The organism is Photorhabdus sp. RM71S (assembly GCF_042879355.1).
Lineage (GTDB): Bacteria > Pseudomonadota > Gammaproteobacteria > Enterobacterales > Enterobacteriaceae > Photorhabdus > Photorhabdus kayaii.
The window spans coordinates 1-18,869 of sequence record NZ_JBHFKV010000046.1 but is presented as its reverse complement, the minus strand read 5'-3'; the positions used below and the strand labels follow the sequence as shown (position 1 = coordinate 18,869).

The following is an 18,869-nucleotide window of genomic DNA, read 5'->3' as shown; positions in this document are numbered from 1 at the left end:
AAAGAACCGATGATTCAGATTGATCTACCTACATTAGTTAATCGCTTAAATCCGATGACTCGGCATGCTCTGGAAGCGGCAGCAGCGCAGTGTGTCAGCCAACAGCAACCTGAAATCACGGTTTCTCAGCTACTACTGCAAATGATCAACACGCCTCTTAGTGATGTCAGGGCGATCTTCAATCAAGCAGAAGTAGACAGCGATTTACTGAAAGAGCAACTTGATCAGATGATCCCTCACCATCAAGCAATGGTTCAGGCCTATCCTAGCTTCTCTCCAATGCTGGTGGAATGGTTACAGGATAGCTGGCTGTTAGCATCAACTGAGATGCAGCATCAGGAATTGCGCAGTGGTGTCATGCTGATGACCTTGCTGTTCAGCCCATTACGCTACCTGACACCACAATCCGCACGTCTTTTATCGGGCATAAACCGCGAATTGTTACGCCAGAATTTTACCCAATGGACCGCGGGTTCCGCCGAACAACCGGTTGTGGAAAACGACAAAAACGGGCAAGGCAAAGCTACCACCAGCAGTGACAACCTGCTCGCCCGTTTTACTCAAAATATGACGGAACAAGCTCGTCAGGGAAAACTCGATCCTGTTCTATGCCGTGACAGAGAAATCGACCTAATGATCGACATTCTCTGCCGTCGCCGTAAAAATAACCCGATTGTGGTGGGTGAAGCGGGCGTCGGTAAAAGTGCTCTCATTGAAGGGTTGGCTCTGCGCATTATCGATAACCGAGTACCGGAAAAACTGCGTAACAGTGAATTGATGACGCTGGATCTGGGAGCATTACAAGCGGGTGCGGCGATAAAAGGTGAATTTGAAAAACGTTTCAAAGGTATCATGAATGAAATAAATCAGTCATCCGTACCGATTATTCTGTTCATCGATGAAGCTCATACCCTGATTGGTGCCGGTAATCAACAAGGCGGACTGGATATCTCCAACCTGCTGAAACCCGCTCTGGCACGGGGTGAATTGAAAACAATTGCTGCAACCACGTGGGGCGAATACAAAAAATATTTCGAAAAAGATGCTGCCCTATCCCGCCGTTTTCAACTGGTTAAAGTGGCCGAACCGACCGCAGAAGAAGCCATCATTATTATGCGTGGCCTGCGGGCAATTTACGAACAATCTCATGGCGTATTAATCGATGATGGAGCACTAAAAGCCTCTGCGGTATTAAGTGACCGTTACCTCTCCGGGCGTCAATTACCGGACAAAGCTATCGATGTACTGGATACCGCTTGCGCTCGCGTTGCCATCAACCTGACTGCACCTCCGCGCCAAATTTCCGCCCTGAAAAACCAACTACATCAGCAGCAGATGGAATCAGACGTGCTGACAAGGGAACAGCGCCTGGGGCTAAACCAGCATATTGATAGGCTGGATGAATTACAGCAACAACAGCAGGAAACCACAGAGAAATTGGCTGAACTGGAAGCCAGTTGGCAACAACAGCAGCAATTGGTTCAGCAAATTATTGAACTACGCCGTCAGCTATTAACCGATGAGGCAAAAGAGAGCGAAGCCGCCGCCGAGATAACAACTGAAGAGTTGATTGCACAATTGGCTGAACTCAATGAACAGTTGGAACAATTACAGCAACAACAAACGCTCGTTTCTCCTCATGTGGATAAGAACCAGATTGCGACGGTCATCGCTGAATGGACTGGCGTACCACTTAATCGCCTGTCACAAAGTGAACTCTCCGTAGTGACTGAACTACCAACTCATTTGGGACAAAGCATCAAAGGACAAGATCTCGCTATTAAATGCCTGCATCAACATTTGTTGACTGCCAGGGCCGACCTGCGCCGCCCCGGCCGTCCACTGGGCGCCTTCTTGCTGGTAGGACCAAGTGGTGTCGGTAAAACCGAAACCGTTTTACAGATTGCAGAATTGATGTTTGGTGGACGTCAATATCTGACCACTATCAATATGTCGGAATTTCAGGAAAAACACACCGTTTCCCGCCTGATTGGTTCACCTCCGGGCTATGTTGGATATGGGGAAGGTGGTGTACTCACCGAAGCTATTCGCCAGAAACCTTATTCCGTCGTCCTACTTGATGAAGTGGAAAAAGCCCATCCTGATGTACTGAACCTGTTCTACCAAGCTTTTGACAAAGGTGAGTTGGCCGATGGGGAAGGCCGAGTGATTGACTGTAAAAATGTGGTCTTCTTTTTAACTTCCAACTTGGGCTATCAAACTATCGTCGATAATGCCGATAAACCGGAAGAGATGAATGACCTGCTTTATCCTGAACTGGCGACGTTCTTCAAACCCGCATTACTGGCGCGAATGGAAGTGGTTCCTTATCTACCATTGGGACAAGACACCCTGAAAACCATTATTCAGGGCAAACTGGCACGCCTCGATAGCCTGTTGCGTCAACGCTTCAATGCCGAAGTCACCCTTAGTGATGACGTAGTTGAAGAGATACTGCAACGGGCAACCCGTGCTGAAAATGGCGCACGCATGCTGGAATCGATCATTGATGGCGCTTTGTTGCCACCATTATCTCTGCTGTTGTTGCAAAAAATGGCTGCCGGAAAGCAGATCAGCACTATCCAGCTAACTGTTAACAACCATCAATTCAACGCGGTGGTTGAGGAGATACCATGAAACAACGGCTGAGAAGCGCATTAGCGTTATTGGAAAATGACTCTATCGAGCAACTGGTTCATCACTTTCTTCAGGTGAATCACCAACGCCAGCGTTTTGATGCCTTGCTGGTCTCTCTGCTTAACGTGAATGAAAACCGTCTGGAATGCTACCGGCTGCCGGCACCAAACCAGATAAGCGCTCTGCAACTGGATGTCAATATCGGTGATATCAACCATCCACTGGTACAAATCCTGTACAAAGGTATCCCTACGACTTGGGAATCACTCAATCAAGGAGTACGAATAGACAATCGAAACTTTCGCATCTTCGTCGAAGAACTCCCTAATCGCTGCGGCCTACATGCTATCCCGTTGTTTAATTGCAACGGGCAAGCGTGTGGCGTGATTGCTGTTTTCGCCAAAGATGTCCGTCGTTTTGCTGACGATAGCAACATGTTTTACATCTACTGCCACGTCATGCAACACCGATTGAAAAAATTGCAGGAACTAGAACAACTGCGTGAACAATTACGCCAGATCCGCCAAGTTTTTCAGACACAGCGCCAGAAAGAAAAACAGCTTGATGAATTGCTGGCTTCGTTAAGTACTACAGCAGAAAACAAAACATCAGCTAGCGTCTCTCACGATTACAGCAAAATCGATGACTTATCTCAGGCACTCGAAGAGTTCGAATGTGCAGTACTGATACAACGCCAACATATTTACGGCAATAACACCAAACAGATTGCCGCAAGCTTAGGTATTGCACCACGTACACTGACTTACAAACTGGCGAAATACAGGTGTAAATTATGAGTTTTCTGTTACTGGTCAGTTCACTAATCGCCTCTCTGACAGGCAAACCCGATATTCAGCCAGATCAGGAAACCACAACAGCACCTTCACTACCCGCTTTGCTGCAATGCCGGGCAGAACCGTCACCGTTGGTCAGACTCGATTGCTACGACCGTCTATTGGATAAAGTCGATAATATTGCCGTTATCCCGTTAGAAAAAACTGGCCCTGTCTGGCGACAGGCAATGGAACAGGAGATGAAACGAACTGACCATTCAACCGGTTTTATCACCACCCAATCTGAAAGCATACCGACTCGCGTCATACTGACCACACCCGCAATTGGTGTTCCACCACCACGGCCAGTACTGATGCTGAGTTGTATCGATAGCATTACCCGAATACAAATTGCCCTGGCTAAACCACAAGATAGTGGCACTGTAATGATTTCGACAGAAATCACCCAATTCAGTGCTGACTGGTTCTTGCGTGAAAACGGCTACCTGCTGGAATCCAGCCGTGGATTACCGGGCATTGAAGAACTAAAACGACTGATGACAGGAAAAACCCTGACCATCAAAACCGGCAACGGAAACCGAATGACATTCAACATTTCTCAACTGGAACAGGCGGTGAAACCTTTACGCTCCGCCTGTCGCTGGTGATCCCAATGGATATCAGGAAACAATTTGACTGGCAGGGCCTCCTGCTGACACCCCTGTCGGATGAACTTATCAGCCGAGAGCTGGATGAAAACGAACCCGCCTGGGAATATATCGATGGAGAGATGGTTAAGCTAGGATCACTGGCCCATTCCAGCATCAATATTGAAGAGATCCAGCGTCAGGCGCTGCAACTGTTCAGCGAAAAAAGCAAAGATTTCAGGCTGATGGTTCATTTACTGCGGACACTGCAACACGGCAGTAATCCCGCTGAACTCATCCTGGCAATGGAGCTGTTAGCCGATTACATCCAGCATTACTGGCAGACAGCCTGGCCCCAAAAACCGCTGCTCAAGCGCCGCCTGGCACAACAGGTGATTAAACGTTTTGACTCTGCGCAACCCGGCTTCTGCGAACAGGCTGATGAAACTCAGCGCGAAGAGGCACAGGGCGCACTAGCTCATCTGGCACAATGCTGGCATACCGATGAACCGGCACTGGCTAAAGAGATTGACCAGTTGCGTCCCCGTTATGCCCGTAAACCTGAGCCAAAACCGGTAGCCGCGCCTGTTGAATCGACAGAAACGACTGCACAATCTGCAAACACTTCAACACTGGCATCCATACCCATACCGGATGTCACCATAGACAGTTCCGGTGAAAAAGCCTGGAAACAGACGCTCCTGACCGTGGCCGACCTGCTATGCGAACGCCAGCCAGATTCCCCTGTGGGTTACCGTCTGCGTCGTTATGCGATCTGGCACACGCTGACCACGGCACCGATGGCGAATGGCGCAGGCAAAACACCGCTGGCACCGACATCGGCAGACCGCACCGCAGATTATCTGACGAAACTCCCGGCGGCGGACAAATCCCTGCTGCAACAGATAGAACAGAGTCTGACACTGGCCCCTTACTGGCTTGACGGGCACGCTATCGCGGCGCAGGCTGCCGAAAAACTGGGTTACCGCCCTGTCGCTGACGCTATCCGTGATGAACTCCGGGCCTTTCTCGACCGTCTGCCGGTTTTACAGCGCCTCTCTTTCTCTGATATGAGCCCCTTTATCTCAGAGGCCACCCTGAACTGGCTGCATCCTCCGGCAACCACCACCGTCAGCCACAGTGCCACGCAGGAACAGGACGCTATCTGGCACTGTTTCCAGCAACACGGCCTGGAAGCCGCCCTCAACGCCGCAGAGCAATATCAGCAACACCTGACCGAACCCCGGGATCAGTTCTACGGTCAGTTACTGACGGCACAGTTACTGGAGCAGGCGGGGATGAGCGCGCTGGCGCAACAACATTACCGCCAGCTGCGCCAGGCAGGACAACACCTGTCACTCACCGACTGGGAACCCGGCCTGCTGGCGGCACTGGCAGAAAAAGCCTCAATCACCTCCCCCGCAAAGGAGACGACTGCAAACAGGAGCGTTAACCCATGAACTGGCTTTCTTTACTGCTGAAAAATATCAAAAAACCGGCGATGCCGCGTCTGCCGCCACTGAAAGCCGCCGCCTCGCTGATACTGGCCCTCCTGCCCTGTCTTGCCCTTATCTGGCTGTGGTGGTGGGGACCCGGCTGGCAGTTTAAACAGACCCGCCCGCTGGAAACGCTTTCTGCCCGCTGGCTGGCGACGGTCATCCTCCTCCTGCTGGCCCTGAGTTTTGTCGGGATAAAAATCTGGCGCCGCCTGCGCCAGCTTGAAAAACTTAAGCTGGAGGTGGAACTGAACACCGTCGATCCGGTACAGGCCGATATCACCCGTCAGGACAGTTATCTCCATCACTGGAAAGCCCGGCTGCAACGCCATCTCGGCACCTGGGATTATCTCTACCAGCGCCCCTGGTACCTGGTGATGGGCAACACCGGCAGCGGCAAAACCGCTCTGATCCAGGAAGGCTGCCGGCTGACTGACATTGCCGCGCCGGACACCCTGACCGGGGAAGAAGCGCTGCCCCTGCATCTGCGCTGCTGGCTGGGGGAAAAAGCGGTCATCATTGACCCGGACGGCTTCCTTATCGACCAGCTATCGCCGCCGGACGCCGGCAAACCTCAGCTGCCCACCCGCCTGTGGCAGGCCCTGCTCGCCTGGTTAACCGAAAACCGCCAGCGCCAGCCCCTTAACGGCATTATTCTGACCGTGGATATTCACCGCTTACTGACCGACAACAAAGCGCAGCGGGAACGGGTTATTGCCGCGCTTCACCTGCGCCTGCAGGATCTGCGCTTAACCCTGCATAACCACCTGCCCTGCTATCTGGTGCTGACCAAACTCGACCGGCTGCACGGTTTCAGCGCCGCTTTTCAGTCACTGGACCGATCGCAGCGCGACCAGATCCTGGGCGTCACTTTTAGTCTGAATGCGCAGGATGAGCAAAGCTGGCGCGCTGAGCTGGCACAGTTCTGGCGCCAGTGGATGCAGCAGCTCAACGCGGCCCTGCCGGACATGATGCTCAATAAGGTGGACGGCAGTCAGCGCAGCCCGCTGTTCAGCTTCACCCGCCAGATACAGGGGCTGCACAGCGCTCTGGCGCCGCTGCTGGAGGGGATCCTCTACAACGGCGGTCCGGCACAGCCCGGCCTGCGCGGGGTTTATCTCACCTCGTCTCAACAAATCGGCCAGATGGATGACCTGTTTACCCAGTCTGCCGCGGCGCAGTATCACCTCGGGCCGCAGGCTTTTCCCACCTGGCCGGTGGCGGACACCGTGCCCTACTTCACCCGCGCGCTGTTTGAAGAGGTCCTGCTGGCCGAGCCGAATCTGGCGGCGGAAAACCGCCTGTGGCTAAGCCGCCACCGCCACAAACTGCTGACCTTCTCCACCGCGGGTGCCGTGGTGGTGCTGGCCCTGTGGACCGGCTGGCACTATTACTATCAGAAGAATTACCGGGCCGGTGACGAGGTGCTGGCGCAGGCCAGAACCTTCCTGTCGGTGCCGCCCCCCAAAGGCGAAGACCGTCACGGCAATTTACAGCTGCCGCTGCTCAATCCTCTCCGTGAGGCCACGCTGGCCTACGGGGATTACCATCACAAAGGGCTGCTGGCGGATATGGGACTTTATCAGGGCGCGGAGGTCGGCCCGTATGTGGAAAACACCTACCTGCAACTGCTGTCTCAGCGCTTCCTGCCCGCCTTAATGAACGGCCTGCTGGATGACCTGAACCGCGCGCCTAAAGGCAGCGAAGAAAAACTGGCCGTCCTGCGCATCATGCGGATGCTGGAAGACGGCAGCGGCCGCAATAAATCGCTGGTAGAAAACTATATGCGGGCGCGCTGGAGTCAGGCCTTTAATGGCCGGCGGCCGTTACAGGATCAGTTACTGACCCACCTGGACTATGCCCTGGATCACACCGACTGGCGGGCCGCGCGGGAGGCGGGCGATCAGGCCGCGATCAGCCGCTTTGCGCCTTACCAACTGCCGATCATGAATGCCGAGAAAGAGCTGAGTCAGCTCTCTATTTATCAGCGGGTCTATCAGAACCTGCGCATTAAAGCCCGGGATTCACTGCCGCCGCCCCTCAACCTGCGCGACCAGATTGGCCCGGGCTTTGACAGCCTCTTTATTGCCAATAATGACAGGCAACTGATTATCCCGCAGTTCCTGACGATAAACGGCCTGAACAACTACTTCGTCAAACAGGACGACCAGCTGATCGACCTCACCGTCATGGACAGCTGGGTCCTGAACCTGTCGCATAACGTGCAGTACAGCGACACCGACCGCAAAGAAATCCAGCGACAAATCACCGAGCAGTACCTGGGGGACTACACCGCCACCTGGCGCGCGGCGATGAACAACCTGGACATTCGTGATTTTACCGATATCCCGCAGGCCATCAGCGCCATTGAACAGGTCATCAGCGGCGAGCAGCCCATCAGCCGCGCCCTGCAAATCCTCAGCGACAACACCCGCCTGCCGGTGATTGACGAGACGCTGCCGGCCAAAGCACAGCAGCCGTTACGTGATACCCCGGATTACCGCCTGCGGGTGCGTATTAACCGGGAATTCGCGCCGGAAACCGCGGTGCTGATGGAGTACGGGGACAAAAACAGCACCCTGCAGGGGGTTTACCAGAAACTGGTGGAACTGCACCGTTACCTGCTGGCGATTCAGAACGCCCCGGTCCCGGGTAAAGCCGCCCTGAGCGCCGTTCAGCAGCGGCTGGAACAGCATAACGGCGACCCGATTTTCGAAGTCCGGCAGCTGGCGAAAAACCTGCCGGCGCCGCTCAACCGCTGGGTCGGCGAACTGGCCGAACAGGCCTGGCGGGTGGTGATGCGGGAAGCGATAAGTTCGCTGGAAATCGAATGGCACGACACCGTGGTCAGACAGTACCAGACCTACCTGGCCGGCCGCTATCCGTTCAACCCGGACGCGACTGAGGATGTGCCGCTCAGTGAGTTCGAGCGCTTCTTCCGGCCCGGCGGCACGCTGGATGCCTTCTATCAGCAGAACCTGAAACCGTTTGTGGAAAACAACCTGACCCACAGCGCGGACGGCCAGCAGCTTATCCGTCAGGATGTGCTGGCACAGCTGAAACGGGCCGACCGTATCCGCGACACCTTCTTCTCGCCGCAAAACGGTCTGGGGGTCCAGTATGCCATTGAACCCCTCAGCCTGACCGGCAATAAACGTCGCAGCCTGCTCAATCTCGACGGCCAGCTGCTCGATTATGCCCACGGGCGCAGCAACATTGCGCGCCTCATCTGGCCCAACTCGATGCGGGCCGGAGTGGAAAGCCAGCTCACGCTGATACCGGATGCCCGCGGCAAATCCCCGCGCGCCATCAGCTTCACCGGCCCGTGGGCCCAGCTGCGCCTGATTAACAGCGGCAAACTGACCAGCGTGCGTCAGGACTCGTTTGATGTGCGGTTCACGGTGGACGGGGGCGACATGACCTACCGTATCTACGTGGATGAGTCCGACAACCCGTTTGCCGGCGGCCTGTTCAGTCAGTTCAGACTGCCTGACACGCTCTATTAACTGCAAAATAAACACAAACCCTGTTCTCCGCGCCGGCGGAGACAGGTGAAAGGATGAACGGCCATGAGTGAACACCCTGAAAACCTGATTATCCGTGCCGGCGGTAACCCGATGAATCTGCCGGCGTTTACGGCCATCCGCGAAGAAATCAACAAAATCAACCACCCGTCTCAGCCGGCCGTGAACTGGCCGCTGATTGAATCACTGGCCCTGACGCTGTTTCGCACCCACGGCGTCGATTTGCAGAGCGCGATTTACTACACCCTGGCCCGGATGCAGCTCAGCGGCCTGGCGGGGTTTACGGAAGGCTGTGAACTGCTGGCCGGGGTGATGGTCAGCCAGTGGGATGCACTGTGGCCCCCGCAGCCGGCGGTCCGCGCCGAGATGCTGGACTGGTTTAACACCCGCAGCGGCAACGCCTTACGCCAGCACGATTACACTCCCCGCGACCTGCGGATGATTTACCGGGCCGAGCGGGCCTTACAGCTCATCGTCGACCGGCTCCAGCAGTCCGACCTGAAACGCCTGCCGAAGGTCGAAAACCTGCTGTGGTTTTTCCAGAACACCGCCAAAAAACTGGAACAGGCCCGACTCCTGCCTAAACAGGCCGCTAAACCCGTACAGATGCCGCCGCTGGTTTATCTCGCCAGCACCGAGCCGGCGGCGCCGGAAACGGACGATGACGTGAGTGACGACCGCCGTCAGCCCAAAGTCCAGGTCCGTTTCCCTGCTCCTCCGCCGCGACCGATGAGCGCCTTACAGGGGTTCGGACTCGGCGTATTACTGGGGGGATTTGTCCTGACCGGGACCTGGCTGGGCCTTTACCGGCCCCTGCAACAGCAGTTAACTGCCCTGACTGACACGCCGGACGGAGCAAGACTGGCCTGGTTATATCATCCCGACCGGCAAACCTATGCGCAGCAGTTAACCCGGTTAGCCGACACCTCCCCGCTGGTCGTCCTGCAACAGGCTGAGCAGCTGACCGCCACGGCACAAAAAACCTGGCCGCAGGACAGCCAGCAGCAGCGTGAGACCGGCCGCTGGCAGCAGCTACAGGCTATCCGGCTGGAGAATGCGCCGGCTCCCGGCCGCTGGCGCCAGACCCGGCATCAGCTCCAGCTGCTGGCGGACAAAATCCTGGAACAGGAGCGCAACCGGGGCAGTTTCACCCTCTCTTACCTGAAAACCGCGATTTATCAGATTCAGCACAGCCACAACCGTGACGTTCCGCTGGAAGAGCTGCTGCGCCAGCTTGCCGACACCGTCGAACAGGGGCAGGCCGTCTCACCGGCGCTGATAAAAAAGACCGACGACCGTTTTAACGCCCTGCTCAGCCGGTACTACGCGTTGCAGAACGCCGCCGGCCTGACCGCGGCCCCTGAACACCCCCGCCCGTCAATACAGCCAAGGAACCCTTAATATGTCATTCCAGAAAAAAACCGCCGGCCCGGCCGGCAACCTCGCACAGCAAATCGCCGGCCGCCTCCGTCCCCAAAGCGCCGGCGGCTTACAGTTCACCCTCACCGCCGGCGGACTGCCGCCGCGCACCTTTGTGGTGGCCGCCTTCACCCTGAACGAAGCGTTCTCCACCCCGTTCACCCTGGAGGTTAGTTTAGCCAGTGCCGACCCGGCCATCGATTTTGCGGCGGTGCTCGACAAAAGCGCCACCCTCTCCATCCTGCGCGAAGGGAAAACCGAGCGCACTGTTACCGGCATGGTCGCCCACTTTGAACAGGGTACTACCGGCAAACATCAGACCGGCTATAAGATGACGGTCCGGCCCGATATGTGGCGCACCACCCTGCGCCAGAATTCCCGCATTTTTCAGCAGCAGGATATCCAGACCATTATCACCACCCTGCTCAAAGAAAACGGCGTCCGGGATGTGGTATTCAGCCTGCGCAACCCGCACCCGGAACGGGAGTTCTGCGTCCAGTACCGCGAAACCGATTTTGACTTTCTGCAACGGCTGGCCGCCGAAGAGGGCCTCTTTTATTTCTTCGAATTCAGCGGGAACAAAAACACCCTGGTGTTTGCCGACGATGCCGGCTCCGTGGTTAAAGGCCCGGCGCTGCCCTATCACCCCGGCGACGCCGGGCAGGCTCAGCAGCTGTGCATTACCCGGCTGACCCGCCAGGCTCAGGTGCGGCCGGCGGTAGTGGAACTCAAAGATTACACCTTCAAAAACCCGGCCTGGGCGGCGGAGTTCCGTCATCAGATGCGGGAACAGGACCTCCAGCATACCGGCTATGAACACTTCGATTTTCCCGGCGGCTTCAAAGATGAACAGCACGGCGCCGATTTCACCCGCTACCGGCTGGAAGCCCTGCGCAATAATGCCCTGACCGGTGACGGCGAAAGTAATGCCGCCACCCTGCAGCCCGGAGTGCTGTTCACCCTGGTCAGCCATCCCCGGGATGACCTGAACCGGCTCTGGCAACTGGTCAGCGTCGCCCATCAGGGCAGCCAGCCGCAGGCGCTGGAACAGGCCGCCGGCGAGAGCGGCACGGTCATGAGCAACCGCTTCACCTTCATTCCCTATAACCAGCACTGGCGCCCGGCCCCGTTAGCCAAACCGGTGATGGAGGGGCCGCAGATAGCGAAAGTGGCCGGCCCGGCCGGGGAAGAAATCTACTGCGACCAGTACGGCCGTATCCGCCTGCAATTCCTGTGGGACCGCTACGGCCGGAGTAACGACAACAGCTCCTGCTGGATACGGGTGACCCAGCCCTGGGCCGGCCAGGGGTGGGGCATGCTGGCTATCCCGCGGATTGGGCAGGAAGTGGTGGTGGACTTTCTTAACGGCGACCCGGACCAGCCGATAGTCACCGGCCGCACCTATCATGCCAGCAATATTCCGCCGGGGGCCCTGCCGGGCAGCAAAACCCAGATGGCCCTGCGTTCCAAAACCCATAAAGGGGAAGGCTACAACGAACTGCGCTTCGAGGATGCCAAAGGCAGTGAAGAGCTGGCTTTGCACGCGCAGCGGGACATGAACATCGTGGTGCTTAATAACCGCGAAACCCGGGTCATGAACGACCACACCGAAAGCATCGGCCATAATCAGGTGCTGTCGGTCAGAAATGACCGCCATAAAGAAGTGACAGGCAACGAAGTCAGTGCCATCACCGGCCTGCGTCAAATCACCGTCGAAAAAGACAGCCTGCTGAACGTAAAAAATAACATTCAGATACATTCTCAGGCGGGGGGTATCGAAATTGCGACTGCCGGGGGCAGCATCACCATCGACAATGCCGGCAATATCAGCATTCAGGGCGCCAATATCACTATCAATGGCAAACAGGTCAATGTGAACTGACCGGGACTGACTATCAACTTATTTCAATCAACAACGGAAAAAACATGGAAAACACAACATATCAGATGAATGAAGGCACACTGGCTATCCCAGGCAACTGGCGGGATGAATCCATGAACGTATTCGTGCTGCCGGACGACAGCGGCATTAATCTGGTGGTCAGCCGCACACCGGTTCCTGCCGGCATGGATAACAACGCTTACTATGAACAGACCCTGGAACAGTTCTGCACTCATCTGCCCGGTTACCAGGAGCATCAGCGCAGCGAAATCACCCTGAGCCAGCAACCTGCCCGCCGTCTGGATTACCAGTGGAAAAGCCCGGAAGGCGACATGTACCAGACCGTGGTGCTGCAAATCCGGGGCACGCTGCTGCTGACCTTCAACCTGACCTCCCCCGCGCCTTTTGAAGAACGTCAGCGTGATACATTGCTGGCGGTTATCAACAGTTTTCAGGCGGCCTGATGACCTGACAGGAGGAACACCATGTCATTTGGTGATGAAATCGTCACCCGGATAGCACGGGTTGGCGCACAACATGCCGTGCGCGTTTCCCCGCCACAAGGCAGCCCCGGTCCGGCCGCTGCCCGCGAAGGCGACCCGATAAAACATGCCAGCTTTCTGGGCGCACTGGCCGGGGCGATTGCCGGCGCCCTGATAGGGGCTGCCGTATTTGCTGCGGCATCGGCACTGGTGGGGCTGACGGTCCTCACCGGGGGACTGGCCACCGTCGCCGTCATTGCTCTGGGGGCAACCGCAACATTTGCACTGGGTGACGTCATCAGTGCCGCCAGCTCGGCGGTCACAAAAATGGTGAACAGCGTCGGCCCGCCGAGCGGCGCACTGGCCAGTGGCTCCCCTAACGTCTTTATCGAAGGCAAACCCGCCGCCAGAGCCACGGCCGATATCGCTGCCTGTAGCAAACACCCTGCGCCGCCCCTGATTGCCCAGGGCAGTGAAACCGTGTTTATTAACGGTTCTCCCGCAGCCCGGGTGGATGACAAACTGGTGTGTGGCGCCACCATTAAATCCGGGGCTAAAACGGTGTTTATCGGCTCCGGCCAGGGCACTTACCTGGAGGTCGCCGAAGAGTTCTCGGCCTGGGAGCGGGCGGTGCTGATAGCCGTTGAATTTCTGGTGCCGCCCTCCCGGGGGGCGATTAAAGGGCTCGGTAAACTGTTTACCAGACAGGCCGGCGCAAAGGTGGTCAGCGGGGCCATTGCCGGTGTCCGGCATGCCGGAAAGATACTATCGGGTAAAACTCTCTGCTGTGCCAAAACCGCTTTCAGAGAAACCCGGGGGGCAAAACGTTACCGGGAAGCGACTAAAAAATTCTTTACCGGCGACCCGATTGACGTCACCACCGGCCAGCTGTTTGACCAGCGGACCGATATCGCTCTCGGTCAGACCCTGCCGCTGGTGTTTTTGCGCAGCTGGGCGCCGGGGGAACAGGGCTTACTGGGGCCGGGCTGGACGGACAGCTTCTCCGAATGCGCCCTGACGACCGGTGACCGGGTAGAAATCCGCACCACCGAAGGAGCATCGCTTTACTTTGCCTTACCCCCTGCCTATACACACAGCACCAACCCGGACCACCCGGACTTTACCCTGAGCCGGGGCGAGCAGGGTTACATCCTCCGCCACCGTGACTCACCGGTCAGCAAATACTTTGCCCGGCCCCATCCGTCATCCGCCTCAGAAGAGGCGTCCCGGCGCTGGCTGCTGACGGAACACCGGGATGTGTATGACAACCGGCTGCGCTTTATCTATAACGAGGGCGGTCAGCTGACGCAGGTTATCCACAGTGACGGACCGGTATTGATGCTGCGTTACAACCGGCGCGGACAACTGACAGAGATTCTCCGCGCCGATGAAGGGTTACAGGCAGTGATGGCCCGTTATCACTACCATGATGATGGCCGGCTGGCAGAAGCAGACAGCGCCCAGAATTTCCACCTGTACTATGAATATAACGCACAGGGCCTGATAAGCCGCTGGTCTGACGGCGACCAGACCTGGGTGGATTACCGCTACGACAGTGAAGGACGCTGTACTGACAGCATCGGTGCCGGCGGCTTCTATCCGGTCCGCCTGGACTATGCGCCCGGCATAACCCGTTCCACCACCCCGCAGGGGCATACCACCACCTGGCATTACAACGACCAGCAGTTAATAACAGAAATCCACACCCCGCGCGGCAGTGCGACCCGCTATGAATATGATCGCCGGGGCAATCTGGTCAGACAGATATTACCTATGGGGGAAACCCTGACGCTGACCTGGCTGGCCGATACCGGCCGGGTGACCTCACTGACCGACGCCACCGGCGCCGTGTGGCAATACAGCTATGATGCTGACAGCCTGCAACTGACCGGCATGACCGACCCGCTGCAACGTACCTGGCTGCCTTTATATGATGAGCAGGGCCAGCCCGCCGGATTTATTGCGCCGGACGGCCGGAAAACCACGCTCACCCGCAATGCTTTCGGGCTGGTAACGTCAGAAACCGACACCGACGGCAACTGCCGCACACAGGAATATGATAAGCATCAGCGGCTGGTGAGAGTGCTGGATGAGGAAAACCGGACTGTCAGGCTGGGTTATGACAGTCAGGACCGGTTACGAAGCCTGACGGCAGCGGGAGCGCTGTGGCGCTGGCGTTACGACCGCCATCACCGGGTTGCGGTCAGCGACCGGCCGGATAACCATCCGGAGCACTTCACCCACGACCGCCACGGGAACTTAACCTGCTGGACCGATGCCCGCGGCGTGAAATGGCAGGTGGAGTATGGCCCGTTTGACCTGCCGGTCGCCCGGCGGGATGGCGAGGGACATCGCTGGCAGTATCGTTACGACGCGGACACGCTGCAACTGACGCAGGTGATTAACCCGCAGGGGGAAACCTACAGCTACACACTGGATGCGGATGGCCGGGTTATCGCCGAGCAGGATTATGCCGGCACGCAGTGGCACTACCGTTATGACCTGTCGGGGAACTGCATTGAGAAACGGGATGGAGAAGAGAACCTCACCCGCTATGACTATGACGCGGCCCGCCGGCTGACAGCCCTGCACACCCCGGAAGGAGAGACCCGTTACCACTACGATATCCTGGGACGACTGTTAACGGTGGAATCGCCGGACAGCGCCCTGCATTTTGAATACGACGACCAGGACCGGATAGTGCGGGAAATCCAGCCGCACGGTGAAATTCAGCGTCACTACCCGGATAACCGCGCCGCAGAGCGGCAGTTGTTCACCGGAGAAACGGCACAGCCGACCGGCCCCGCCCGGTTTAGCGGGCAGACCCGCCTCAGCCACTGGCAGAGCCGGCTGGAAGTTAACCGGGTGGGCGAATTAATCAGGCTGACGCTGGACAATCAGACGCCCCTGACCATAGAGCGGGATGACGCCGGCAGGGATACGGGACGTTATGTGGAAGGGGGATTTATTCTGCGTCAGCAGTATAACCTGATGGGGCAACTGACCGCGCAGCGGGCGGGCCGCAACCCGCATTTCTTCCGGCCGGCTGAACTGGAAGAAATTACCGGGCCCGCTTATGCGGGGGTGGCGCGCCGGTATGAATATGATGCGACGCTGAACCTGACGGCAGCCAGTGATGACGGGCAGCAGCTGGACTATCTTCTCAACGGCAACGGCCAGGTGATGTCGGTGGGGGAAGGTCGGACACTGCGGGAGCATTATCAGTATGACGCCGCCGGTTACCCGTCGAGGCGGTTTGACGGGGCGCAGGAGATTATGGGGGAAACCCTCTATCAGGAGGGCCACCGCCTGAACTGGGTGGGCTCGCACCGGTTTGTCTACGACCGGGCCGGACGTGTGCGGGAGAAACAGTTTTTAGCCGAAGGTTACCGGCCGGCGCTGACGACATACCGGTGGAACAGCCAGAACCAGCTGACGGGGCTTGTCACGCCGGATGACATCCGGTGGGAATATCGCTATGATGCCTTCGGACGGCGGACGGAAAAGCGGTGTATCCAGACCGGTAAGCTGACCACGTATTTATGGGACGGCGATGTGCCGGCGGAAATCCGCGAGTATCAGCACGGCCGGCTGAAAATGATACGCCATCTGGTGTTTGACGGCTGGGAGCTGATAGCGCAGCAGACGCAACAGTTTACGCTCAATCTGGACAACCGGGTGGAACTGATGGCCGGAGCGGTGCAAACCCAGTATGCGGTCAGCGCCCCGACCGGCGAGCCGCTGGCGCTGTTCGACCCGGCAGGGAAACGGGTCTGGCGGCGGCCGAAGCAGTCCCTGTACGGGCTGCGGCTGGGCGGACAGGCAGAGAACCCCCAGCTCGATCCGGGCCTAAGATTTGCCGGGCAGTTATGGGATGAAGAGTCGGGGCTTTGTTACAATCGGTACCGCTTTTACTCACCGGAAGCCGCGTGTTATCTCAGTCCCGATCCGATTGGGCTGGCAGGGGGCCTGAACCTGTATGCGTACGTGCATAATCCGGTGTCGTGGATCGATCCTCTGGGGCTAGCAGCTTGTCCAACACAAAAATATGAAGTAAGTACATTTGATGATTTACAGAGACGTTCTAAAGTGGGTGATAAATTAGATATCCATCATGCGGCTCAAAAACATCCGGCGGGGCAGGTCATTACTGGTTATGATCCTAAAACAGCTCCATCAATAGCTCTCCCTAGAGGAGAACACAAACTCATTCCTACAATGAAAGGACCATATACGGGATCGGCTAGAGATTTATTGACAAAAGATATTAGGGACTTGCGCAACTATACTAATGCCCCTCCTTCTGCAATAAAAGATTTGCTCAAATTGAATAAAGAAATGTATTCAAAAGCCTTCACTAAAATAAGGTAAAAAAATGAATTCTCAACTATTTGTAGATATATTAAAGCTTGTAGTAAGAGATGCTGCTATCGAAGACACTATCTCAATACTTGAATCTCCCCCAGGTAGAAAGCCACAAAGGGAATTAATTGAACTATCTGATTTTTATAATGAAAAATCGAAAGACGAGAAAGAGATAATCAATAAAATAATAAGAATAGTGGCTGATAATACATTGTTCGGTATTCTTTGTGTTATTGATGGTGTACGTGCAATAGAAAATGATGAAAATAAAGGCGAATTAATATTGACTTATAAAAAGGAAAGTATAATTAACTTGAATAAAAATAGTAATCTACACGATATATATAATGCTAGTTAATTAAAAAAACCGGAAGATCACCCAAGATCTTCCGGCCTTTCTGTGATCTACCGTGGCGCATACCCACGGTAAGCCAGCGCCGATTGGAGCTTACCGAGGGCATCTTTGATCTGATATGCTTCCTCGTCATTCACCGCACAAGCGCGTATCTCAGACCAGCACAGCCGCTTAACCAGTTGAGCCAAGGCCAGTGCCTCAATATGGGTTAACTGAATGTCCTGTAAATGTTCAATCGCTATCGTCATCTCATGCGCTCCCCTTAACCCACAAAACCGGTTATCAACGCCCGCATCTGCTGCTTAATTTCCCGCAGTTGAGCCTGTTGTCGCTGGTACTGCTGATGCTGTTGTTGGGTGGCTTCACTGTCAGGAATGAGCACCAGACAACCGTCCATCACCTTCACCGTAATCTGGCCGCCCGTATTAAACCCCGCCTGCCTAAGCCATTGCCCCTTAAGATGTATCGCCGGTGTGGCATTGTTGACCTTATTCCCGTTCGGCACATAACCCACCGTGTAATAACGTTCTGTTTTCACGGCTTTATTTACCGCCGCTTCTGCTTTAGAATGCGCCTTAGCCATAGTAACTACCCTTTTAGTTGCTTGTGGTGAGCGGCAGGCGTGAGGTGCGAACTCACCCTGCCGCGCTATCTCAACGCTTAGTACTGTTAAATCCCATTGCCTGTTCAACCATTGCTTTCTTGACAAAGCTGTCAAGTACCACGATCAACGCTTGTTGATCGGTATCTGGCAACAGGTCCGCTTTTTGCCACAAGGAATGTAATGTGTGGTTGCGGATCTTCACTTCATCCGATATAGCCTTGCGGCCAACCAGTTCATCTATCGTGACCTGGAGCACATCAGCGATCTTAATAACCGTCTCCAGATGGGGCGCACTCGCGCCTTTCTCCCAACGATTATAAGCGCGCGGATCAACTCTCAATAGTTCAGCCAGCCGAACCTGACTTAAATTACGTGCCTCACGCAACAAACGAAGACGCTCTGCAAATGCTGACATATCCAACCCTGCACACAATGAATCAATAGGGTTCATTGTACCGTCTCCTTTTTTAGCTGCCTGTTGCAAATCCCACAATGTATAGATAATATAATCTACATATATGTCTATTGACAAGGATTTAAAAGGAACATTTTTATGGCCCGCATTCCCGAAGCCGAATTACAGCACCTGAAAGCTGCGGTCTCCTTAGTCGCCGTGGTGGAGCAACAGGGGCGACAGCTCTTTAAACGCGGCAAAGATTACGTGCTGCTGTGCCCGTTCCATCAG

Annotated in this window: 14 protein-coding genes; 11 read left to right on the top strand and 3 right to left on the bottom strand. The window is 55.8% G+C overall.

Going from position 1 to position 18,869, the window contains the following annotated elements; all coding sequences use genetic code 11:
* The first annotated feature begins 9 nt into the window (after positions 1-9).
* The 10 genes from tssH (at position 10) to ACGF5R_RS19210 (ending at position 17,583) form a co-directional block, all read left to right on the top strand.
* On the top strand, positions 10-2,637 hold the full coding sequence (gene tssH, locus ACGF5R_RS19255; RefSeq protein WP_387692247.1) for a type VI secretion system ATPase TssH: 2,628 nt from the start codon (positions 10-12) through the stop codon (positions 2,635-2,637).
* Positions 2,634-3,434 carry a helix-turn-helix domain-containing protein gene (locus ACGF5R_RS19250; protein ID WP_112878161.1) on the top strand — a complete coding sequence of 267 codons (801 nt, stop codon included), beginning with the start codon at positions 2,634-2,636 and terminating at the stop codon, positions 3,432-3,434. Before tssH ends, ACGF5R_RS19250 begins: the two co-directional genes overlap by 4 nt.
* Positions 3,431-4,078: a type VI secretion system-associated protein VasI gene (gene vasI / locus ACGF5R_RS19245; RefSeq protein ID WP_112878162.1), complete on the top strand. Its 648-nt coding sequence runs from the start codon at positions 3,431-3,433 to the stop codon at positions 4,076-4,078. The genes ACGF5R_RS19250 and vasI overlap by 4 nt, the downstream gene beginning before the upstream one ends.
* A gap of 5 nt (positions 4,079-4,083) precedes the next feature.
* Complete coding sequence (tssA, locus tag ACGF5R_RS19240) at positions 4,084-5,517, top strand: type VI secretion system protein TssA (protein WP_387692245.1); 1,434 nt, start codon at positions 4,084-4,086, stop codon at positions 5,515-5,517.
* The gene (gene tssM / locus ACGF5R_RS19235; RefSeq protein ID WP_387692243.1) at positions 5,514-9,059 is read left to right on the top strand and encodes a type VI secretion system membrane subunit TssM; all 3,546 of its coding nucleotides are present in this window, start codon (positions 5,514-5,516) and stop codon (positions 9,057-9,059) included. The genes tssA and tssM overlap by 4 nt, the downstream gene beginning before the upstream one ends.
* 63 nt (positions 9,060-9,122) lie before the next feature.
* Complete coding sequence (locus ACGF5R_RS19230) at positions 9,123-10,478, top strand: VasL domain-containing protein (protein ID WP_387692241.1); 1,356 nt, start codon at positions 9,123-9,125, stop codon at positions 10,476-10,478.
* A 1-nt stretch (position 10,479) separates the two neighbouring features.
* Positions 10,480-12,378 carry a type VI secretion system tip protein VgrG gene (locus tag ACGF5R_RS19225; protein ID WP_387692239.1) on the top strand — a complete coding sequence of 633 codons (1,899 nt, stop codon included), beginning with the start codon at positions 10,480-10,482 and terminating at the stop codon, positions 12,376-12,378.
* 44 nt (positions 12,379-12,422) lie between these two features.
* Positions 12,423-12,842, top strand: coding sequence for a DUF1795 domain-containing protein (locus tag ACGF5R_RS19220; RefSeq protein ID WP_112878167.1), 420 nt, complete (start codon positions 12,423-12,425; stop codon positions 12,840-12,842).
* 21 nt (positions 12,843-12,863) lie between these two features.
* The gene (locus tag ACGF5R_RS19215; RefSeq protein WP_387692237.1) at positions 12,864-17,231 is read left to right on the top strand and encodes an RHS repeat-associated core domain-containing protein; all 4,368 of its coding nucleotides are present in this window, start codon (positions 12,864-12,866) and stop codon (positions 17,229-17,231) included.
* Between the two features lie 4 nt (positions 17,232-17,235).
* Positions 17,236-17,583 (top strand): hypothetical protein, encoded by a 348-nt coding sequence (locus tag ACGF5R_RS19210; protein WP_036846038.1) that lies wholly within the window; start codon positions 17,236-17,238, stop codon positions 17,581-17,583.
* A gap of 47 nt (positions 17,584-17,630) precedes the next feature.
* On the opposite strand, the gene ACGF5R_RS19205 is transcribed toward ACGF5R_RS19210, so the two are convergent.
* From ACGF5R_RS19205 to ACGF5R_RS19195, 3 genes are all read right to left on the bottom strand, one after another.
* On the bottom strand, positions 17,631-17,828 hold the full coding sequence (locus ACGF5R_RS19205) for a hypothetical protein (protein WP_036846040.1): 198 nt from the start codon (positions 17,826-17,828) through the stop codon (positions 17,631-17,633).
* A 14-nt stretch (positions 17,829-17,842) separates the two neighbouring features.
* The gene (locus tag ACGF5R_RS19200) at positions 17,843-18,163 is read right to left on the bottom strand and encodes a SymE family type I addiction module toxin (protein ID WP_036846042.1); all 321 of its coding nucleotides are present in this window, start codon (positions 18,161-18,163) and stop codon (positions 17,843-17,845) included.
* A 70-nt stretch (positions 18,164-18,233) separates the two neighbouring features.
* On the bottom strand, positions 18,234-18,635 hold the full coding sequence (locus ACGF5R_RS19195; protein WP_036846045.1) for a helix-turn-helix domain-containing protein: 402 nt from the start codon (positions 18,633-18,635) through the stop codon (positions 18,234-18,236).
* A gap of 102 nt (positions 18,636-18,737) precedes the next feature.
* On the opposite strand from ACGF5R_RS19195, the gene ACGF5R_RS19190 reads away from it, so the two are divergent.
* On the top strand, positions 18,738-18,869 hold a 132-nt coding region (locus ACGF5R_RS19190), incomplete at its 3' end, for a CHC2 zinc finger domain-containing protein (protein ID WP_387692257.1).

Bases quoted from the DNA above. Each gene is read 5' to 3' on its own strand.
- tssH (WP_387692247.1), top strand. From the start codon at position 10: ATGATTCAGATTGATCTACCTACATTAGTTAATCGCTTAAATCCGATG.
- ACGF5R_RS19250 (WP_112878161.1), top strand. From the start codon at position 2,634: ATGAAACAACGGCTGAGAAGCGCATTAGCGTTATTGGAAAATGACTCT.
- vasI (WP_112878162.1), top strand. From the start codon at position 3,431: ATGAGTTTTCTGTTACTGGTCAGTTCACTAATCGCCTCTCTGACAGGC.
- tssA (WP_387692245.1), top strand. From the start codon at position 4,084: ATGGATATCAGGAAACAATTTGACTGGCAGGGCCTCCTGCTGACACCC.
- tssM (WP_387692243.1), top strand. From the start codon at position 5,514: ATGAACTGGCTTTCTTTACTGCTGAAAAATATCAAAAAACCGGCGATG.
- ACGF5R_RS19230 (WP_387692241.1), top strand. From the start codon at position 9,123: ATGAGTGAACACCCTGAAAACCTGATTATCCGTGCCGGCGGTAACCCG.
- ACGF5R_RS19225 (WP_387692239.1), top strand. From the start codon at position 10,480: ATGTCATTCCAGAAAAAAACCGCCGGCCCGGCCGGCAACCTCGCACAG.
- ACGF5R_RS19220 (WP_112878167.1), top strand. From the start codon at position 12,423: ATGGAAAACACAACATATCAGATGAATGAAGGCACACTGGCTATCCCA.
- ACGF5R_RS19215 (WP_387692237.1), top strand. From the start codon at position 12,864: ATGTCATTTGGTGATGAAATCGTCACCCGGATAGCACGGGTTGGCGCA.
- ACGF5R_RS19210 (WP_036846038.1), top strand. From the start codon at position 17,236: ATGAATTCTCAACTATTTGTAGATATATTAAAGCTTGTAGTAAGAGAT.
- ACGF5R_RS19205 (WP_036846040.1), bottom strand. From the start codon at position 17,828: ATGACGATAGCGATTGAACATTTACAGGACATTCAGTTAACCCATATT.
- ACGF5R_RS19200 (WP_036846042.1), bottom strand. From the start codon at position 18,163: ATGGCTAAGGCGCATTCTAAAGCAGAAGCGGCGGTAAATAAAGCCGTG.
- ACGF5R_RS19195 (WP_036846045.1), bottom strand. From the start codon at position 18,635: ATGAACCCTATTGATTCATTGTGTGCAGGGTTGGATATGTCAGCATTT.